The organism is Sphingobacterium daejeonense (assembly GCF_901472535.1).
In the GTDB taxonomy this organism is placed as follows: Bacteria; Bacteroidota; Bacteroidia; order Sphingobacteriales; family Sphingobacteriaceae; genus Sphingobacterium; species Sphingobacterium daejeonense.
Window position 1 is genome coordinate 1,533,458 of the sequence record NZ_LR590470.1, and the last position, 20,036, is coordinate 1,553,493.

The 20,036-nt window shown below is 42.5% G+C and carries 25 protein-coding genes and 1 pseudogene; 14 read left to right on the forward strand and 12 right to left on the reverse strand.

Annotation, left to right across the window (positions count from 1 at the left end; translation table 11 throughout):
- Positions 1-281: 281 nt before the first annotated feature.
- The 14 genes and pseudogenes from FGL31_RS07325 (at position 282) to FGL31_RS29695 (ending at position 12,781) form a co-directional block, all read left to right on the forward strand.
- Positions 282-848 carry a DUF3347 domain-containing protein gene (locus tag FGL31_RS07325; RefSeq protein WP_232046363.1) on the forward strand — a complete coding sequence of 189 codons (567 nt, stop codon included), beginning with the start codon at positions 282-284 and terminating at the stop codon, positions 846-848.
- A gap of 9 nt (positions 849-857) precedes the next feature.
- Positions 858-1,283: a hypothetical protein gene (locus tag FGL31_RS07330; protein ID WP_002993214.1), complete on the forward strand. Its 426-nt coding sequence runs from the start codon at positions 858-860 to the stop codon at positions 1,281-1,283.
- A gap of 18 nt (positions 1,284-1,301) precedes the next feature.
- Positions 1,302-1,880, forward strand: a complete 579-nt coding sequence (locus FGL31_RS07335; protein WP_002993215.1) for a DUF3347 domain-containing protein — start codon at positions 1,302-1,304, stop codon at positions 1,878-1,880.
- A 93-nt stretch (positions 1,881-1,973) separates the two neighbouring features.
- Positions 1,974-5,825: an efflux RND transporter permease subunit gene (locus FGL31_RS07340; RefSeq protein WP_002993216.1), complete on the forward strand. Its 3,852-nt coding sequence runs from the start codon at positions 1,974-1,976 to the stop codon at positions 5,823-5,825.
- Positions 5,812-7,278 carry a TolC family protein gene (locus FGL31_RS07345; RefSeq protein WP_002993217.1) on the forward strand — a complete coding sequence of 489 codons (1,467 nt, stop codon included), beginning with the start codon at positions 5,812-5,814 and terminating at the stop codon, positions 7,276-7,278. Before FGL31_RS07340 ends, FGL31_RS07345 begins: the two co-directional genes overlap by 14 nt.
- 25 nt (positions 7,279-7,303) lie before the next feature.
- The gene (locus FGL31_RS07350; protein ID WP_232046364.1) at positions 7,304-8,521 is read left to right on the forward strand and encodes an efflux RND transporter periplasmic adaptor subunit; all 1,218 of its coding nucleotides are present in this window, start codon (positions 7,304-7,306) and stop codon (positions 8,519-8,521) included.
- Positions 8,466-8,852 carry a heavy-metal-associated domain-containing protein gene (locus tag FGL31_RS24840; protein WP_232046365.1) on the forward strand — a complete coding sequence of 129 codons (387 nt, stop codon included), beginning with the start codon at positions 8,466-8,468 and terminating at the stop codon, positions 8,850-8,852. Before FGL31_RS07350 ends, FGL31_RS24840 begins: the two co-directional genes overlap by 56 nt.
- Before the next feature lie 60 nt (positions 8,853-8,912).
- Positions 8,913-9,386 (forward strand): heme-binding domain-containing protein, encoded by a 474-nt coding sequence (locus FGL31_RS07355; RefSeq protein ID WP_002993219.1) that lies wholly within the window; start codon positions 8,913-8,915, stop codon positions 9,384-9,386.
- Positions 9,387-9,651: 265 nt separating this feature from the next.
- On the forward strand, positions 9,652-10,149 hold the full coding sequence (locus FGL31_RS24845) for a hypothetical protein (protein ID WP_232046366.1): 498 nt from the start codon (positions 9,652-9,654) through the stop codon (positions 10,147-10,149).
- A gap of 404 nt (positions 10,150-10,553) precedes the next feature.
- Positions 10,554-10,805, forward strand: coding sequence for a hypothetical protein (locus tag FGL31_RS30285; protein WP_446677063.1), 252 nt, complete (start codon positions 10,554-10,556; stop codon positions 10,803-10,805).
- Complete coding sequence (locus FGL31_RS07365; RefSeq protein WP_446677078.1) at positions 10,802-11,383, forward strand: RteC domain-containing protein; 582 nt, start codon at positions 10,802-10,804, stop codon at positions 11,381-11,383. The genes FGL31_RS30285 and FGL31_RS07365 overlap by 4 nt, the downstream gene beginning before the upstream one ends.
- A gap of 248 nt (positions 11,384-11,631) precedes the next feature.
- Entirely contained in the window at positions 11,632-11,805 is a 174-nt protein-coding gene (locus tag FGL31_RS29685) for a transposase (protein WP_394366185.1), read from the forward strand.
- A 4-nt stretch (positions 11,806-11,809) separates the two neighbouring features.
- Positions 11,810-12,390, forward strand: a pseudogene (locus FGL31_RS29690) (IS256 family transposase).
- Positions 12,374-12,781: a hypothetical protein gene (locus tag FGL31_RS29695; protein WP_394366128.1), complete on the forward strand. Its 408-nt coding sequence runs from the start codon at positions 12,374-12,376 to the stop codon at positions 12,779-12,781. Before FGL31_RS29690 ends, FGL31_RS29695 begins: the two are co-directional and overlap by 17 nt.
- Positions 12,782-12,800: 19 nt before the next feature.
- Here the strand turns inward: FGL31_RS29695 and FGL31_RS28835 are convergent, their stop codons facing one another.
- From FGL31_RS28835 to FGL31_RS07390, 12 genes are all read right to left on the reverse strand, one after another.
- Positions 12,801-13,136 (reverse strand): four-helix bundle copper-binding protein, encoded by a 336-nt coding sequence (locus tag FGL31_RS28835; protein ID WP_002993225.1) that lies wholly within the window; start codon positions 13,134-13,136, stop codon positions 12,801-12,803.
- A gap of 29 nt (positions 13,137-13,165) precedes the next feature.
- A complete protein-coding gene (locus FGL31_RS07380; protein WP_002993226.1) occupies positions 13,166-13,786 on the reverse strand; it encodes a DUF305 domain-containing protein in 621 nt (206 codons plus the stop codon).
- Positions 13,787-13,982: 196 nt separating this feature from the next.
- Positions 13,983-14,495, reverse strand: a complete 513-nt coding sequence (locus tag FGL31_RS29700; RefSeq protein WP_232046367.1) for a hypothetical protein — start codon at positions 14,493-14,495, stop codon at positions 13,983-13,985.
- Complete coding sequence (locus FGL31_RS29705; protein ID WP_232046368.1) at positions 14,440-15,036, reverse strand: hypothetical protein; 597 nt, start codon at positions 15,034-15,036, stop codon at positions 14,440-14,442. The genes FGL31_RS29700 and FGL31_RS29705 overlap by 56 nt, the downstream gene beginning before the upstream one ends.
- 66 nt (positions 15,037-15,102) lie before the next feature.
- Positions 15,103-15,423, reverse strand: a complete 321-nt coding sequence (locus tag FGL31_RS29710) for a helicase-related protein (RefSeq protein WP_394366129.1) — start codon at positions 15,421-15,423, stop codon at positions 15,103-15,105.
- Positions 15,335-15,631, reverse strand: coding sequence for a hypothetical protein (locus FGL31_RS29715; RefSeq protein WP_232046369.1), 297 nt, complete (start codon positions 15,629-15,631; stop codon positions 15,335-15,337). The genes FGL31_RS29710 and FGL31_RS29715 overlap by 89 nt, the downstream gene beginning before the upstream one ends.
- Positions 15,632-15,638: 7 nt before the next feature.
- The gene (locus FGL31_RS30505) at positions 15,639-15,872 is read right to left on the reverse strand and encodes a helicase-like domain-containing protein (protein WP_512745609.1); all 234 of its coding nucleotides are present in this window, start codon (positions 15,870-15,872) and stop codon (positions 15,639-15,641) included.
- Positions 15,829-16,632: a helicase-like domain-containing protein gene (locus FGL31_RS29720; RefSeq protein ID WP_512745610.1), complete on the reverse strand. Its 804-nt coding sequence runs from the start codon at positions 16,630-16,632 to the stop codon at positions 15,829-15,831. The genes FGL31_RS30505 and FGL31_RS29720 overlap by 44 nt, the downstream gene beginning before the upstream one ends.
- Positions 16,520-18,418: a DUF8437 domain-containing protein gene (locus tag FGL31_RS29725; protein ID WP_232046371.1), complete on the reverse strand. Its 1,899-nt coding sequence runs from the start codon at positions 18,416-18,418 to the stop codon at positions 16,520-16,522. Before FGL31_RS29725 ends, FGL31_RS29720 begins: the two co-directional genes overlap by 113 nt.
- A 37-nt stretch (positions 18,419-18,455) precedes the next feature.
- Positions 18,456-19,229: an N-6 DNA methylase gene (locus FGL31_RS29730; RefSeq protein WP_232046372.1), complete on the reverse strand. Its 774-nt coding sequence runs from the start codon at positions 19,227-19,229 to the stop codon at positions 18,456-18,458.
- A 25-nt stretch (positions 19,230-19,254) separates the two neighbouring features.
- A complete protein-coding gene (locus FGL31_RS29735; RefSeq protein WP_232046373.1) occupies positions 19,255-19,518 on the reverse strand; it encodes a hypothetical protein in 264 nt (87 codons plus the stop codon).
- Entirely contained in the window at positions 19,505-19,942 is a 438-nt protein-coding gene (locus tag FGL31_RS07390; RefSeq protein ID WP_002993229.1) for a DUF1896 domain-containing protein, read from the reverse strand. Before FGL31_RS07390 ends, FGL31_RS29735 begins: the two co-directional genes overlap by 14 nt.
- Between the last annotated feature and the right edge of the window lie 94 nt (positions 19,943-20,036).

Consider the following 20,036-nt stretch of genomic DNA (forward strand, 5'->3'; position numbering starts at 1 on the left):
CAGCTCTTCTAATAGTTTTTCTGCAACACCCCCATTTTTTAGGAACGCTCAAAATCCTGTTTTTTCTAAAAGTAAAAAATCATACCCTTTATACAAAGAACCCTTTTATTCTACAGGGGAATCTTCCATTTGGCAACCGCCTAAAATAAGTTAAATTAGTACTGTATAGCCATAGGTGTGCGAAATCGGTTGATTTTGCACCTATCCGCAATACATGTTTTATTAAAAGCCAGATCTGGCTTTTGATTATTTACCATTTTTAATACTTAATAAGGTTCCAAATGAAATCAATATCAAAAATATTGATGGTAATCACCGTATTACTATCCGCAGCAAACAGCTTTGCGCAAAACCAGAACGAGCAACATCACAACCATGGTGGAACAGCTCAAGCAAAGAATATTCCATCACAAAATTTATCACAATTACATGCCGTATTTGACAAGTATTTTTCCATAAAAGATGCTTTGGTAAACGCAGATGTAAATATAGCATCTTCAAATGCTACTGAATTAGCCACAGTTATTAAAACAGTGGATATGGGTGAACTTTCTCCCAAAGAGCATACCGTATGGATGAAGGTCATGAAGGAACTGTCTTTAAACACAGAAAACATCTCGAAATCGAAAGACGTCGTAAAGCAACGGAGGGCATTTGCCCTACTTTCTAAGAATGTCTATGAATTGGCAAACGCATCAAAGCAAAAAACAACTATGTACTACCAAAACTGCCCGATGTACAACGATGGCAAAGGTGCAACTTGGTTAAGTAAAAGTACGGATATCAAAAACCCGTATTACGGTTCAAAAATGCTGACCTGCGGTAGTACTATTGAAAAATTAAATTAGTCAGCCATTATGAGATGTCTATTGATTGGGATCGTTACTTCTATTGTAGTCATATTTAGTTCATGCAACAATAACCCTACACTAAAGGTGCAAGACAATACATATACTTCAAAAAGCTCAAATACAAATACCCGTGACCACAATGCCTTTGAAATGGGCGATGTAGTTCCGTCGGAAGAGGTATGCATGGTCAACAATGAATACATGGGCAAAAAACAATTTGAGGTAAATTTTGAAGGAAAAATATATTACGGATGTTGCCAGATGTGTAAAGAACGTATTCCAAAAGATCCTTCTACACGCGTTGCCATAGATCCATTTTCCAAAAAGCAGATAGATAAAGCGACTGCTATAATAGCAATTACGGGCAACAACGGGGAAGTATCATATTTTGAAAATAATACTACATATACAAATTACATAAATCAATTTTAATTATTAAAAACAGAAATCATGACAATGAAACATTTATTTGTAGGCTTACTAGCCTCATCCGTATTGACCTTGGCAGCATGCAATGGCGCTTCTGAAAAAAAATCAGAAAGCGACGTCCATACTGAAACAACGGTATCCAACGAAAGCAACGCTGCAAGCGACCAGGGAACTTTTTCGGAACTTTTTTCCCATTACCAGCACCTGACTTTTGCTTTGTCTTCCGATAATGATAAAGAAGCCGCAAATGCAGCTAAAGGCATGCTGGAAGCACTCCCCAAGATTAATACCGAGGGCTTTAGTGCAGAACAGAAAAGCACCTTCGATGACATCGCTGCTGATATTCAGGAACATTCGGAGCACATAGGTGATAACATAGGCAATATCGCTCATCAAAGAGAACATTTAGTGATCTTGAGCAAGGATTTTTATGATATAACAAAAGAATTCGGCACCGAAAAGCCCATGTACAAGATTTTTTGCTCGATGTACGATGACAACAAAGGAGCATATTGGTTAAGCGATAGCAAAGAGGTCAAAAACCCTTACTATGGTGAAGATATGCTAACATGTGGTGAAGTTCAGGAAGAACTGAAGTAAAAACGCTGATTAAGATTTGAAATTCAAATATCAGGTACCGGTCGATTTCTGTAGGCTGGTATCTGATATTAAAATGTAAACAATGTATATGTTATGCTTAAAAAAATTATCAAATATTTTTTGGAGAACCGAGTAATAACACTGTTATTACTTGTGGTTGTCCTTATATGGGGGCTGATTACAGCGCCCTTTAATTGGCATCAAAATGCGTTGCCGAGCGATCCTGTGCCGGTCGATGCGATTCCGAACATTGGGGAGAACCAGCAAATTGTTGCGACCGAATGGATGGGGAGGTCTCCCAAAGATATACAGGAGCAGATTACCTATCCACTCACGACCTCCTTACTGGGCATCCCCGGCGTAAAAACAATCCGGAGCAGTTCGATGTTCGGCATGTCCTTCCTCTATGTCATTTTTGAAGAGGATGTTGAGTTTTATTGGAGCCGTTCCCGTATTCTGGAAAAACTGAATTCATTGCCTGCCGGCACATTACCATCCGATGTAACGCCCACGCTCGGGCCGGATGCCACTGCTTTGGGGCAGGTCTTTTGGTATACACTGGAGGGACGCAATCCCGAAACCGGAAAACCTACAGGAGGCTGGGACCCCGATGAGCTGCGCACGATTCAGGATTTCTATGCCAAATATAATTTGGCAGCATCGGAAGGGGTTTCCGAAGTGGCTTCCATCGGAGGTTTCGTAAAAGAATACCAAGTCGATATCAATCCAGATGCGATGCGCGCATACAATGTATCCGTAATGGATATCATGTCGGCTATCCAAAACAGCAACCTGGATATCGGTGCAGAGACGATCGAAATAAACAAAGCGGAATATCTGGTGCGTGGATTGGGCTACCTTAAAAGTGTCCAGGATCTTGAAGATGCCGTAGTGGCTGTGCGCAATAATGTTCCCGTAAAGATAAAAGACGTTGGGTTTGTCAATTTGGGACCCTCCACACGACGCGGTGGATTGGATAAGGAAGGCGTGGAAGCAGTTGGCGGTGTAGTAGTTGCCCGGCATGGAACCAACCCCATGGAAGTCATCAATAATGTCAAGGCGAAGATCAAAGAAATGGAGGCAGGTTTCCCTCAAAAAACATTAGAGGATGGGACTATTTCAAAAGTCACCGTCGTTCCGTTTTATGACCGCTCGGGTTTAATCCAGGAAACCATCGGGACGCTGGAAAATGCTTTAGCACACGAAATCCTGATCTGTATTATCGTTGTGATCGTGCTGGTGATCAACCTGCGAGCATCGATTCTTATATCCAGTATCTTGCCCATTGGCGTACTGGCGACCTTCATAATCATGAAACAAATGGGGGTCGAGGCGAATATCGTTGCCCTTTCGGGAATCGCCATTGCCATTGGGGTCATGGTGGATGTGGGGATTGTCTTTATCGAAAGCATACTACGCCATATGGATGAAGAAAAAGCCAAGGGTGTTGAGAGTCGGGGGAAAGCCTTTGTAAACTTGATTTCCACCGCTGTTGCGGAAGTGTCGGGTGCTTTGTCAACGGCGATGCTCACCACGATCATCAGCTTTTTACCTGTTTTTATGATGGAAGCACAAGAAGGTAAGTTGTTCGGTCCCTTGGCATACACCAAAACCTTTGCTTTGGTTTCAGCCTTTGTGTTAGGCATTATTATCTTGCCAACACTGGCTTATTATATATTTTCAATCCGTATCAATGGGAGTAAAGTTCGCCGGATAGCCAACTACGTTTTGGTAGTTGCCGGTATCGCTCTTTGGATCTATACAGGTGTTTTTGTCGCGTTCGCATTGACTTTGATCGGAGTCAACAACCTGTTTACACCAAGATGGAAAGGAGAAAAAATTGCCAACTACGTTAATGTAGCTATCACACTTTTTGTAGCGATGTATTACCTGACGGTTGAGTGGCTGCCACTCGGCACGCAGGCAAGCACCACACTTAACTTTGTGTTCGTATTCTTTGCCATTGGTTCCATCCTGGGAATGTTATGGGCATTGGTGATCTATTATGAACAGATTCTTCGATGGTCACTTTCCAACCGGTGGAAATTCATGGCCATCCCTATCATTACTTTATTATTCGGAATGTTAGCATGGATGGGCGTAGAGAAGAGTTTTGGTTTTGTTGCAAATGGCTTCGAAAAGACAGGTTGGAAATCATTTCGGGAGACTGCCTTCTGGCAAAAATCCACCGAAACATTTCCCGGTATCGGGGAGGAATTTATGCCAAGCCTCAATGAAGGTTCTTTCCTTTTGATGCCCACCAGTATGCCGCATACTGGGATTGAACAAAACCTGCAATTGATCAGAACACTTGATAAACGTATTCAAAACATACCGGAAGTCGAACTTATCGTAGGAAAATGGGGCCGTGTGAATTCTGCACTTGATCCGGCTCCTACACAGATGTTTGAAAATACGATCAATTATATCCCGGAATTTTATCTGGATGAAGACGGGCATCGTGAAAGGTTCAAGGTAAACAGTTCCGGAGAATTCGTGTTGAAAGGTGACAAGACCTATGCTGTTTCCGATGGTTTCCGTTCCATACCACGGGACAGTCTGATTGAAGATAAAAGCGGAAAATTTTTCCGCAGATGGCGTCCTGAAATTAAAAAGGCCGACGATATATGGCAAGAGATCGTCAATGTTTCCCATCTGCCCGGATTGACTTCCGCTCCTAAGTTGCAACCGATAGAAGCGAGAATGGTAATGCTTTCTACGGGAATGAGGGCTCCGATGGGGCTAAAGGTTTCGGGTCCGGATCTGGAGTCGATTGAAATCGGTGGCAAGGCCTTGGAAGCAGCCTTAAAGGATGTTCCATCTGTTATGCCATCGACCGTTTTCTACGACAGGGCTGTTGGCGCACCCTATATCGAAATCCATCTGAACCGGGATAGAATGGCCAGATACGGTATTACCGTTGCCGAGCTTCAGGAAGTAATCAGTGCGGCAGTCGGCGGTATGACGTTGACCACTACAGTCGAAGGCCGGGAACGGTTTCCCGTTCGCCTGCGCTACCCACGAGAATTACGGGATGACCCGGATGCGTTGCGAAAAATAATCATTCCGACAGCTACAGGAGCTCAGATTCCATTGGGGGATGTGGTGGATGTTGAATATGCCAAGGGCGCTCAGATGATCCAAAGTGAAAATACCTTTTTGTTGGGTTATGTAATCTTTGATAAAAAAAGTGGCATAGCGGAAGTCGACGTAGTATACGAAGCGGATCAACTCCTAAAGGAAAAAATAGCGTCTGGAGAACTGGATTTACCCAACGGGGTGACGTATAAGTTTGCCGGAAATTATGAACAGCAAGAACGTGCCGCAAAAAGGCTAATGCTTATTATACCACTGAGTTTGTTAGCCATTTTAGTAATTCTCTACTTTCAGTTCCGAACGGTTACAGCATCGTTAATTCATTTTTCCGGTGTTTTTGTAGCTCTTGCAGGAGGTTTTATTTTGTTGTGGCTTTACGGACAGCCTTGGTTTATGGATTTCTCTGTCGGAGGGACAAATATGAGGGATCTGTTCCAGATGCACAGCATCAATCTCAGCATTGCCGTTTGGGTAGGATTTATCGCCCTGTTCGGACTGGCGACGAGTGATGGTGTATTAATGGGAACATACATCCACGATACATTTGAAGCACGGAACCCCAGAACAAAAGATGAAATACGGGAAGCAGTCATATACGCAGGCTTAAAGCGTGTCAGACCGGCAGCGATGACCACTGCTACAGCACTGATCGCCTTACTGCCTGTCCTGACCTCTACCGGTAAAGGTGCGGAAATCATGGTACCAATGGCCATCCCGACTTTCGGCGGCATGCTGATCCAATCCATGACCATGTTTGTGGTTCCAGTATTCCAGTGCTGGTGGAGGGAATCTGCCACTAAAAAAGAAAATAGAAAAAATAATAAAAATATAGCGAATGAAAACGAATAAGATAAATCGGTATATAACCGTGGCTGTATTAACAAGCTTAAGCATTTTTTCGCAAGCTTTAGCCCAAGACTACCCCACCGATTCGCTGTCCTATTATATACAAGTCGCAATCGAAAATAATCCGGGTGTAAAATCACAAAAGTATGCGCATGAGGCATACCTTGAAAAAATTCCGCAAGCCGGAGCATACCAAGACCCCGAATTGTCCATGGAAGCATATACGATGCCTATGGAAATTATAGGAGGGCGTTCTATTGGAAATGTGAGCTTGATGCAAATGTTTCCATGGTTCGGCACGAGAAAAGCAGCTCGCACAGAGGCTACACATATGGCCAATATGCAAGATCAACAGTATCGGGAAGCCATAAATAATCTGATCCTTCAGGTCAGCACACAGTGGTACACGATGCAAAAATTGAACGAGCAACTCAAGAATAATCAGGAAAACCAAGTGTTTCTAAAACAATTGGAACAATTGGCAATACGGAAATTCTCTGCGCCCTCAAGCACCTCACAATCAAGTGTAGCACCCGTCGTAAGCAGTAATACGCCTTCCTCACCAACCAGATCTAGTGCTTCATCGGGTATGGGAGGGATGAGTATGGGAGGAGGCAATTCAGCTCCTGCTACTAATCAGAATATGAGTATGCCGTCCGGTGGTGGCATGGGAGCAATGGAAGGTGGCTCCGGATCGGGTATGTCAGAGGTGCTTCGTATCCAATTGGAAATTGTCGAAATTGAAAATAACATTGAAAGTTTACATGCTCAGATTAAAGCCGAAAAAGCAAAATTCAATGCATTGTTGAATCGGGAAGCAACTGAAAAGGTCATGCTGGGACAAGAGATCCACAAGCTGAATTTTTTATATAGCGAGGAAGAGGCACTAAGGGTTATTGAGGCAAACAACCCCATGCTTGAAATGATTGCCGAAGAAGGCTTGGCATTTAAGGCAAAAGCGGAAATGGATCGGAAAATGAGTTATCCCATGATTGGTATCGGTGTGGAATACATGGTTGTGGGAAGGACGAATAATTCAATGCTGGCCATGGACGGGATGAACGGTAAGGATATGGTCATGCCTATGGTTTCAGTGAGCCTGCCACTCTTCCGTAAAAAATACAATGCCCAGCAAAACGAAAGCAGGCTATGGCGAAAATCAAGCGAAGAGAACTTTAAAAACACCTTCAACACTTTGAAAAGCGAGTTTTACAGTCTCAAAAGCCAACTGGATGATGCTCAGCGTGCCATCGAGCTGTACGAAAAACAAACTACGCTCGCCCAAACGACATATAACCTGATCGTAAAAGAGTTCGTTACAGGCAAAAGTGACTTGACCAACGTTATTCAGGTGCAGCGGCAATTATTGGACTATCAGCTTAGGAAAGCTGAGGCCCTTGCCAACTATAATACGATGGTTGTGTCAATAAAAAAATTATTAGCAGACCATAAATAATGCAATTATTTTGAAATTCTTAGCAATGAATAAACTGAAAAATATTTTTAGAAATAAGGCGGTAACTTACGGGGTTATATTATTGTCCGGACTACTGCTTGGCTGGGCGATATTTGGCGGGAATTCGTCCCATGATCACAGCCATGACCTTGAAATGGAAGTGACCGAGGACGGGGAAACAGTATGGACTTGCTCCATGCACCCCCAGATCAGAATGGATAAACCGGGGAAATGCCCGATATGTGCAATGGATCTAATTCCCTTGAAATCATCCGGGGGAGGTGATGATGTAATTGACGATGACGCCATCCAGATGTCAGAAGAAGCCATAGCATTGGCGAATATCCAGACTTCGATTGTCGGCCACCAAGACGCTGTTAAAGATGTCCAACTGTATGGGACTATTCAGGTGGACGAACGTTTACAACAATCCCAAACATCGCATGTCAATGGCCGTATTGAAAATCTTTACGTAACCTTTACTGGCGAGTCGGTAAGAGAAGGACAACTGATAGCCAAAATCTATTCGCCTGATTTATTGACGGCGCAGCAAGAATTGCTCGAAGCTGCAAAATTGCAGGATATGCAGCCCCTCCTATTGGATGCCGCGAAAGAGAAGCTGAGTTTATGGAAGGTGTCAGAGGATCAGATAAGCAAAATATTGACATCCAACGAAGTTTCACCCTACGTCAATATATATGCGAATACAAGTGGTGTTGTCATAGCAAAAAATGTAAACCCGGGCGATTATATCGGCCAAGGGAGCGTCTTGTACACCATTTCAAACCTTTCCAAGTTATGGGCGGTTTTTGATGCGTATGAAACAGATCTGCCATTTCTAAAGGTGGGAGATCAGCTGGAATATACATTACGGAGTTTGCCCGGAAAAGTCTATAATGGGCGGATTGCCTTTATTAACCCTATCCTTGATGCCAATTCAAGAACGGCAAAAATCAGGGTCGAAGCCGATAACCGGGATCGCAATCTCAAACCTGAAATGTATGCAACAGCAAGGATCACTGCTCCTTTAAAGGGCTACAACGATGAGTTGGTCATTCCCAAGTCGGCGGTTTTATGGACAGGGAAGCGCTCCATAGTTTACGTAAAACAGCCAAATACATCCACGCCTGCTTTTAAACTTCGGGAGATCGTCTTGGGCCCCTCCATTGGGCGACCAATATGTTGTTATGTCGGGGCTGGAAAATGGCGAGGAAATCGTGACCAAGGGAGCTTTCACCGTTGATGCAAGTGCCCAGCTGGAAGGTAAAATCAGTATGATGAATAACGATGGCGCAGCATCGGCTGCCGGACATCAGCATGGCGATGCTCAAACCAATGTCAATAAGACCCATGATATGTTGAAAGTATCAGGAAATTGTGAAATGTGCAAAAGCCGGATTGAGAAAGCGGCCAAAAGTGTCAAGGGGGTGATTTCCGCAAACTGGGATGTTAATGCCAAAGTTATCCATTTGGATTTCGATTCAAAAGTAACCTCAAAAAGTGCCATAAGCAAAGCTATTGCTAATGTTGGTCACGATACAGAGCTGGACAAGGCTCCCAAGGCGGTTTTATGACGACTTACCGAGTTGCTGTCTCTATGACCGGGGATAATGGTACTTGATTAATATTAGATCATGAAAAAAAACGGAAAACGAACGAAAGCATACAAAGTAATTTTAACAGTTCTGTTAAGTGTGTTTGTGTTAATGCAATTTATAACCCCCCAAAGGAACCTATCCCCGGTTCCTGCGGGCCAGGTTTTTGTTGATTCATTTAAGGTCGATGCAAAAGTTAATGCAATCCTGTCGGTATCATGCTATGACTGCCATAGCAATAATACCCAATACCCTTGGTACACTAATGTTCAGCCTTTGGGTTGGTTCATGGCAGATCATATAACCGAAGGAAAAGAGAAATTGAACTTTGATGATTTGCCAAATTACAGCCCGAGAAGGATAAACTCAAAGTTTAGCCAGATTATTGAGCAAATCGAGAAAGGTAAAATGCCGTTGAGTTCATATACGTGGATGCATGGGGGTGCTCGTCTAAGCATGGAAGATAAGAAGCTGTTAGTTGAATACTTTAACTCGTTGATGGATAATGAATAAGTTTAGAGTGTTAATAGTACAGACGGTTCCTTCGGAAATAGACTCCAAAACGTAAATTTTAATAACAGGAAAAGTGGAAAACCAATCTAATATCTTAAAATACAAACATCTCGGAATCTACACTCAAAACGAGAATGTAGTATATATGCATGAAAACTGGCCACGTTTGTGCTTCAGAAGGCTTTGAGGCACTTACCCGAATTAGAATATCCACTGCAACGGACTCATCGTAGCAAGTCTTAATGTAATTTCATCCAATCTTCTATTGACTGATGAAATTGGGTTATCGGACGCCGCAGCAAAAAAACTGAATGTTTCCCCAAATGAAACTTTGTATGTTTCACATTTGGAACCTATTAAATCTTTAAGCCACGTACGGGCAAAAATCTACAATCAGAAACTGGATTACTTGGCGTACAATGAAATCATTACGGATATAGTTCAGGGCAATTATTCCAATATCGACCTCACAGCATTTATCACCGCCTGTGCCGGAAATAGAATGGATCTTGATGAAATCACCTATCTTACAAAAGCCATGATTGCTTCTGGTATGCAATTGCACTGGAACAAGGAGATTGTTGTTGATAAGCATTGCATCGGAGGGTTACCAGGCAATAGAACAACATCGTTGGTAGTTGCCATTGTTACTGCCTTTGGCCTTACAATGCCCAAAACGTCTTCCCGTGCCATTACCTCGCCTGCCGGTACTGCAGATACCATGGAAGTATTTACCAATGTAACGCTTTCCCTGAAAAAATAAAAGAAGTGGTTCATAAGGAAGGGGGGTGTATCGTTTTGGGGTGGAACAGCCCAGTTAAGCCCGGCAGATGATCTGCTGATAAAAATCGAAAAAGCCCTCGATATAGATTAGCGAGGGACAGCTAATTGCTTCGGTACTCTCAAAAAAAGCAGCGGCGGGTTCCACGCACGTTGTTATAGATATTCCTGTAGGTGAAACTGCAAAAATGAGAAGTACAAAAATGGCACAGACAAAGAGTATATGGGTGGTCTAAAATACATTTTGACCAGAAACATTGCCGCTACTACCCATTATGACAGCGATATGGGCTGGGGGTTCGGATTGAATTTGTCCTATTAAGTTTGACTTTCTATGAGGTCGGATTTAGAATCCGACCTCTTTTGATGAATTAAAAATGTTACTTAATGAGCAATTATTACGAGGAAATAATAAAGAAACTAGAAGATGAAATAAAAGAGGTGTCTCTTGAACTGGATGGTTCCATAGCTTTGTATGAAGTTATTATCGAGTTGATATTATCGAGACTTTCCGAAATAAAGGAATATACACTAAAAAATGGCTTTGATAGTATAAATGAAGAGATCCACTTTTTCAAAATATCAAAAAACCAGTCATTGTTGCAAAACTCATTTACTATAACGCTATCTATAAAATAGAGACAAAAAAACCTAATGATATAAAAGCTATTAGGAAATACATTAATGGTGAGCTAAGGAAACTCAAACGGTATTTTGAGAGTAACCTTGAATTCTATAAATATTACCGAACAGGCAGTTCATTTGTAGATGAAAAGTTATTTGTTCGGGGCAAACACGATATAAAGTTAAGTTTGGACACGGTTTATTTTGAAACCGACCACCGGTTTTCTACATCCCACGATTATAAGGCGGCAAAAATAATTGCCAATGACCTGATTCAAGTTTATCTTGAAGACCAACTTCACAACATAATCTATAAAGATAAATCAATAGACCTACCAACATTAAGTTGGACGGGAAGCAAAGCGGCTTTAACGGAATTGATTTACGGACTGCATTCTCAAGCCGTCTTCAATAATGGGAATACAGATATTATAACCATAGTCAGATTTTTTGAAAACAGTTTTAATGTTGATTTGGGCGATTTTTACCATACATTTTTGGAACTCAAAGCAAGAAAGCTGAACCGAACGAAATTCCTTGACAGCTTACGTGATGCTTTGATTAAAAAAATGGAAGAACAGGACGAAATATAAAATCAAAAGACGATTTTGTCGATCAGAGACTGTAAAATAAACTGTGTCAAGGATAATAAACAGAAGTATTATTTTTGACATAGTAATTATGAGTATTAAGGAAAGCGATTTTGATTTTGAGTCCATGAAGGACCTGGCCCTAGAACAGTTACGTAGTGGTGAATCACTTTATGGCAAGAACGGAGCTTTTGCTCCTTTAATGAAAAAAGTTTTTAGAAGCAGCGCTAGAAGCTGAGATTGAGAGCCATCTGGATGAAGCTGAACGCTCTTGTGGTAATCGTCGTAACGGCAAGTCCAGCAAGCAGATTCGCACCTCAGATGGCACTATCGAGATCGATACTCCGCGTGACCGTCGGTCTAACTTCGAACCCCAGCTTATTAAGAAACGTGAGACGATTTTAGCTTTCTTCGATTACCGATAAGATCATTCCCCAGGTCAAGGAGTGGCAATCAAGAAGTCTAGACTCGCTTTATACGATTGTTTGGATGGACGCCATGCACTACAAAGTAAAAGAAGACCATCGGTTTGTTTTCGGCGGGCAGTATACAATATTCTTGGCATTGATCGAAAATGGACATTAAAGCATCTGTTAGGGATGTATGTTTCGGAGAATGAGGGAGCTAACTTTTGGTTGAGCGTATTGACTGATTTACAAAATCGAGGCGTAGAGGATATCTTAATTGCTTGTATCGATAATTTAAAAGGGTTTTCCGAAGCGATACAGAGTGTTTTTCCCGACACCGAAGTACAGACCTGTGTAGTACATCAAATCCGAAACAGCCTAAAGTATGTAGCCAGTAAGGATCAAAAGGAGTTCATGAACGATCTAAAACCCGTATATAGGGCCGATACGTTGGATCTAGCCGAGCTTCGGATGGATGAACTTCAGGATAAATGGGGTGAAAAGTATCCTGTGGTCATTGAATCCTGGCGACGCAACTGGGATCGTCTGACCACCTATTTCCGATACGATAAAATCCATCCGAAAGTTGATATACACGACTAACACGATCGAAGGATTTCATCGCCAAGTGCGTAAGGTCACCAAAACTAAAGGTGCATTCACCTCCGATATAGCGTTATTGAAATTGATTTATTTAGCACATAACAACATTAAGAAGAAATGGACGATGCCACTAGCCAATTGGGGGAACAACAGCACAGAAATTAGCAATTTGGTTTCCGGGAAGAATGGTGTTAGATTTGCAATAAGAAAAATGGTTGAATTACCGCCCCGCGGGGCGGTAATTCAACCATTGACACAGTTTATTTTACACTCCCGTCGATCATTATTCGGCGAAGGAGCCAGTCCATTTTCCTCTTTCCCTAACTATCGTTTACAAATGGAAACGGTCCTGAAATTCTTTACCCAGTTTGAATTCATTGGAGGTTTTTAGACTTCTACCAATAATGAGATTATACCGCCGTTGCCATTTGCTCACAAGCTTCTGCGCATTTGTAGCAAGCATCCGCACACTCTTTGCAATGTTGCATATCATGCTTAGCACATTCATCTCCACACGCTCTACAAATCTCCGCACATAGCTTGCAAAGGTGACGGCTATATTGGCTTCCCAAACTCATGAGTTCGGCTGCGGCTCTACATATGGCTGCACATTCCAGATCAAGCTGGATACATCGAGCCATCATTTTTACATTGTCCTCTTGCAAGCAAGAAGCTGCACAATGGTTACAAGCTACAGCACAGGCGTAGCATTCGTCAATACATTTTTGAAATTGTTGATGTGACATAATTTTATTGTTTTAAAGTGAGAAATTATTTATCTATTCTTATTAGCTAATAACCAGGTTTGAATCTCCGAGATTTCCTGATCCTGTTTTTCAATAATATTTTTTGCCATTGTCTGCATAGCACTTTCGTGTCCGTAAATAAGTTCCAATTTTGCGTTTCCAATTGCATTTTGATGATGCTGAATCATCAACATGGCAAAATCGTGATCCGTGTCTCCATTAATGATTTGGAGATCTGTCACTCTGCCTGAGCGTTCCATATTTTTCATCTGCTCTGTAACAAATTCGGGAACATTTAGATGCGGTACGTGACCATTGAGAAATGTGGTTAATTCTTGAATCTCAGCCTTCTGGTCTTTAATTATTTTCTGGGCCATCTCCCTCATTTGCGCATCATCGCCGGATTGCAGTTCCTTATTTGCCATGTCGATCGCTCCCTGATGATGCATTCGCATCATCAGAGCAAAAGCATTATCAGGGTCGGGAGGCATTTGCATGGCCATCATCTCATCCATCATGTTGTGCATGATAGTCATCATTTCATTGTCATCGTGATTCTGGATTTTGATTTTGTTGATATCGTCCTTATCGCACGCTTGGATAAATAACAGTATTCCTGCTATTGCCATTATTTTTATCGCTAATTTCATAGATGTATATTATTATTATCAATTTCCTTTTCTCTTTTAATAATGAAATGTTAAAGACTTTTTTTGATAGAACACATAGACAGAACAACATACAATTCAATTTGTTTGATTTTTTGGATTCAAAACGAGCTACAGATAAGATATGTGGGTGTAAGATTATTTCTGTAATGTAGTGGTTTATGCTACTATTTATTCATCAATTTTGAAATGAATCACAGTCCAGAAATAAATTGAACGAACCTGAGATGTTGTGATTAGGAAAATGTATGAATGGGTAAATGTTTTTACAATACTCCCCGTGACATATAAATACTTTTTGTCCGGTACTACGCTTTCCATAGCCTTTGGATTTTCTTGCTGGCTTTTCGACTTGTTCTGTAGAATTTTCTATTGGTTCCGGAGTGTTAGATAACTGTATTTTCCGCTCAATTGCCGCCAACTCCGTTTTGAGTTCGCTAAGTCGGTTTTCTTTTGTCCACGTACCATTGATTACTTCCTTAAGTATTGGAATGTTTTTTTGGAAATCTGCCATATTCTCCTGTTCTTTTCTGATATAGGTGGGCAGCTTTTCCAATGCTTTAATAAAATTTAGTGAAGCTGTTTCGGGATCTTTTGCCATTACACCATTGTTGAATGTATATTTGATAGTACCCTCACCTTGAATAAAAAAACGGTTTACACGAATATCCACCCCCTCTTTTTGTGACATTTCCGTTTTTACCAAAAAGTTGAAAGCCCATACAGATTACCGATTTCTTCATAATCCCCCACCGTTCGGGATTTGTCGGCAAGCTGATTGAGCTTTGCACCCGATTTGTTGTTATATCCGCATTGGGCGACAAAACGTCTAATTTAATAAGGTTGGCAACGGAACCGTCAGTGTTTTTTTGGATACGTCCCTGCAAATTATTCCAATCAAGGCTCATACGGTCATAGCGGGATTGGGCTTTTCCAAGTTCTGCCTCATAATCTTCCAGTTTGTACTTGGCACTTGATTTTGAACGATTGAACGATTGCCTTTCGCTTTCCAATCCGGCAATCTGTTTCTCTATTTTAGCTTTGTCCAAAAGGTCGGTATTGCCCATAAGGATAGCTACATATTCCGAGAAATTCATACCCGACTTTTCATCCATACCACCTTCGTCAATCGTCCGTTTACCAAGATTGTTGGATTTTAATTGGTCAATAAATAGCTGTTTGTTGTGCAGCAGGTTGAACTTATAACTATCCAGCGATTTTTTCAACGGCATAGATGATTACATCCACTTTATTGTCGTTAAAAATGCTTGGCAATCTCATTGCCTTTGCGGATAGCCCTACCGTCCCTTTGCGGCAAGGTCGGACGGTCGCCATGGCGTATCTAAATGGTGTACGGCAACGGCTCTTTTCTGTGCGTTCACACCTGTACCGAGCATACTCGTAGAACCGAAAAGGACACGGATTTTGCCCTCGTTCATTCCTTTGATTAGCTCTTTTCGTTGCTTGTCATTCTTCGCTTCCTGTATAAAGCGGATTTCGTGTGCAGGTATGTCGTGGTCTTCCACGAGCTTACGTTTGATTTCGGAGTAGATATTCCACTGATTTGGCTTGTATGTTCCCAAATCCGAGAAGATGAAACTGCGTGCCTTTCTGTGCATTGAATTTATTGTAATATTTAGCAATATTATCTGCACAATGGGAAGCTTTGTTATCGGCGTGGTCTTGGTAATGGGGGCTTACCATTCGCATATCCAAAGACATCTTTCGAGCGTAGTCCGTAGCGATAAGCATTTTTGCTTTTTCTTCTTTTTTAGATAGCGGTTTTCTGCCAAGTAATTCCCCTTTGCCTGATTTGGCAAACTCCATCAGCTTTTCAATAAAACTTCTCCTGGTCTGGAGTTGGAGGTATGTTGTAAAATATCTCGTTCTTTTCGGGACGGTCTATTCCAATCATTTCGGCGGTACGGTAATCCGTGATTTCGGAGTAGAATTGAGCGAGTTCCGGCACTTTGATAAAGTAGCGGAAACGCTCTTTTGCCACGATATTATTGGCGACCGAAAACTCATAATCGGTTGTTTTTCTTTGCGTAGATTGCCGCCCACGCATCAAACGAGTTAATGCCCTGTTTTGCCAAAGCCCTTGGTCGCAGGTATTTGAACAACAGGTACAATTCGGTCAGTGAATTGCTGATAGTCGTACCCGAAAGGAAAGTTGCCCCCATATCCGCATCGGTACGTTCCTGTATAGTCCGTATAGCAAACAAAAGATTCAGTGCCTTTAGGCTTCCCTGTTGATTGCCCAATCCTGCAACCCTTGAATGCCTTGTGTTGAAAATCAGGTTTTTGAATTGGTGGCTTTCGTCTACAAATAAATGGTCGATACCCATCATCTTGAAGTCCACAATATCATCTTTGCGGTTTTCAATGTCGTGTTGCAGGGTTTTCAGCTTGACTTCGAGGTTTTCTTTCTGTTTCTCTGCTCCGGCGAGCATACCCCGGGTTACTTCATCGCCCTGACTTCGCAAAACGTCAAGATTTTCCTCCACACTGTCCAGTTCGGATTGCAGGATTTCCTTTTGTATTTCGGGCGATTGGGGTATCATTCCGAACTGGTCGTGGGTCAATATCACACAATCCCACTCGTTGTTCTTAATATCTCCGAAAATCCGCAGTCGTTTTTGGGGCGTAAAATCATCAATGCCCGGATAGAGTATTTTAGCGTGCGGATAGGCGGTGCGGTAGGCTTCGGCAATTTCAGGTATATTCGCTTTCAACCCGATAATCATCGGTTTGTGAGCCAGTCCCAAACGCTTCATTTCCTGTGCACCCGTGCACATTATCAACGTCTTTCCGGCACCTACTTTCATGGTCGCAGATAGCACCGTTATTGAGCTTTATTATCCAGACAGCATCCTTTTGGCTTGAATACAGGTCTTCAATACCCAATGCTTTTCGGTCCAATTCCGGAAACACCTGATGGGAACCGTCGTAGTGCGGTCGGACAAAACAGTTAAAGGTGTCGTTGTATTGGTCAGTCATCCTTATCTTGAACTCATCGTTTTGGGCGTGGAGCCAATCGTTAAAGGAGGTTCGGATTTCGTCAATCTTGGTATTCGCCATTTGTATGGCTTCCATATCCCGTACCTTGACATTCTTTCCGTCAACCTGTACCGTTTTGGAAATATCGGGTGTGGTATTGACAAGGGCGTGCTTGAGCAGGGCAATCCCGTCATACGTCCGGCTTTGGGCTTTGACCGCATATTTATCCCATATATGGACATTTTTCTGTTTGCAGGTGACGGAAAAATCATCGGCACTGTCCGAATAGTGGATTTTCACATCTGCGTCGAACAGATGCGATGCAAATCGGGCGTAGATGCCAGTGGGTATCCAGCGTTCGCCCAGATTAAAATCGAGTTCCTCAAATTCGATACGTCTTGGTCGGGCTTCTTCCAAAACGGTAAGGCTTTCTTTAGCTTGGGTATCATCGGGATTGCTTTCGAGGTAATCTCTTATTTCGTTGGCTTTCTCCACTACATTGCCCGCAACCCAGCGTTCGAATATTTCATATTCCTTTTGCAATGGATTGTAGTAGATGAGACCGTGTAAGGCTTCTTTCAAAGCATCAGCAGGCATACCGCTGATTTCGGACATAAAGTCCAAATCCACGCTTCCGTATTTGTTCAGCGAAGCCGATAACGCTTCTTCGGGATTGTCCGTTGCAATGGTTGCGGTAGAAAAACTTACAGGACGGCTGAATATATCTGCCTTATGGATTACACCACCAACGACACGCTCCAGATAGGGCATTTCTTTGCCTACACTGTCTGTTTTGATGAGCTTGATATTGTCCGCACTGTTGAGATTTCCGTACCTTTTGACAAAAGCATCGTATAAGCGGTTAAGGTTTTCCCTTTCTTCCTTGTGTTCTGAATGTTTCTCGGCTTCTTTTTGGTAGAGGTCGATATAGGTATCACGAACTTGGATATATGCTTCGGCTCTTGCTTTTTGCAAAGACGGTAACTGCAACGGGTGGAATATTGCCCTTGCATCACTTTTATCCACTTCCTGCAAATAGCCGACCCAACCGTTATCTACGACAAGGCAATCGTTACGGTGAAACTGTTGGAGTTCGTCACTGTACGGAGCAGGTTCGGGAACAGTAGCAGGTACGGTACCGGCTGACTTATCGGCTTGGCCATTACTGTTTGCCTGTGAAAATAAATCGCCGATTGTTTTCTGTTTTGTGCCATTGGTTTGTAAGGTTTTATTGACCGTGCCGTTTGATGCTGGAGATGTATAGGACTGTTGCATCGCTCCGCTAAAGAGGTCGGTTTGCCGACCTCTTGGGGTACGTTTTCTTTTTGTCGTTTGTCTTTTGGCTTGGGTGGTTTTCTTTGGCGGGGTAATAACCGCTACGGTTTCATTTACATTTTCAAACAGGTCGAAAATGCTTAGCTGTTTTAATTCCTGCTGGCTTTCCTGTACAATGGCTGGTGCAGTAAAACGCGGTCGTTCGGGTTGTATGATTTCGGGTTCAGTAGCCGGAGGTGCCGGCGTTGGCGTAATCGGAATTTGTACGATAGGTTCATCGTTGCTTTCGCCTTTGTACAAATCAAAATTCAGGTGCTTTCCAAAATCTTCGGAAAGCATTTGCTTCAAATCTTTGGCAATCCCCGCAACACCGTCTTTATGCGTATAGATAATTGCAGGTTTTTCCGTATGGGTCGGTATCTATCTTACGGTCGGTATGTATGACCCTCGTACCGTCACGGAAAAAAGCATTGCTTGAAGTATCGTATTTGGTCTGCCTGCTTTGGCAAAACAGCTCTTCCAATTCGCTCAGAGGTTGTTTTGCCGTATTCTTTTGCAGGATAATCAGGTCGCTTCCGACTTCTGTACCTGCATATTCCGTGAACAGGTTGTTTGGCAATCGGACAACCGACACCAGATGGTTGCTTTTCATTAACGCCCTACGTATCGGCTCATTGTTGGGGCTGTTTAAAATTCCTTGCGAAGTAATAAATACCTGCAAACCACCCTCACGGAGCATATCGTTTCCTTTCAAAAAGAAATAATTGTGTATGCTACGGGCAGCCTGTATTTTTGCGGGGTCTTTGCTTCGGGAAAACGTAAGATCGAACACGGAAGTATCGCCAAACGGAATGTTGCTTGCAACAACATCATAGCTATTTTGTTCCTTTTCGGGGATTTCCTCAAAACCGCTCACACGGATATTGCTTTCGGGATAGAGGTGTTTTAGGATTTTGCTTGTCAGCAAATCTTTTTCATAGGCAGTTACTTTGGTTTGTTGGTTTTCGGAAAAGGATTGTATAAACGAGCCGATACCTGCGGAGGGTTCAAGGAATTTCTGAATATTTACATCGCTTTCCCGCAGGGTTTCGGAAATTGCATCAATTACCTGTGGAGGTGTATAAAAAGCCGTCAGCACGGAGCTTTTCATACTGTCCACGTATCGGCGGTATTGCTTATCGTCTTCGGACTTTTCTTTGAGCAGTTTTGTGGAGTTCCAGCGTAATGGGGAATAAATCGTGTTCGGTTTTCCTCCAATGGTTGATATCTATTTCATTTGCTATGGGGTTCAATACGAATTTAAGACCGCCAAATCCGCTGTATTGTTTCATTGACAGTCTTTCACCCACGGTAGCGTTTCGTTGCTCTTTTTCCAATGTAAAGGCAATCCGCAGGGCTTCGATATTGTCCAAGAGATGCTGCCGTTTACTGAAGCCCATTTTCCTCAATCCATATTGCGATGGTTCCGGTTATCTCGGTATAGAGCAGGTCAAACTCATAACCGTAGGCAAAATCATCGGCTAGTTCATATTGGGCGAAAACATTCTCGCAAACAGGGAACATTTTCAGAGCGAACCGCCGCAGTTCCTCGTCTGCCATTAGGGTATCGAACTCATTGCATACTACCTGAAAAACCATATCAAACTTGGAGAAGTGCAAACCCTCAAAGAGTATGTAATTCGCTATCTCATTACATTGCTCAATGGCATTGCCGGAACGGAACGCATCCTCATAGGCATTGGCAGCCCACGAGGAACGCTGGTCAATAAATTTTTGGTTGCTGGCTTTTTCAGGGAAACTACTGTTCAGGAGTTCCTGTAGTCGTAAACGGAAATACGACAGGTCTTTTTGCTGTGTACTCATAATTAAATTTTGTTTAGAATTTTGCGTAAAACCTAAAATTAGAGCAGGGAGCAAGAGCCTTTGAAGAAGTGGCAGGGTTTGGCTTCGGGAGGCA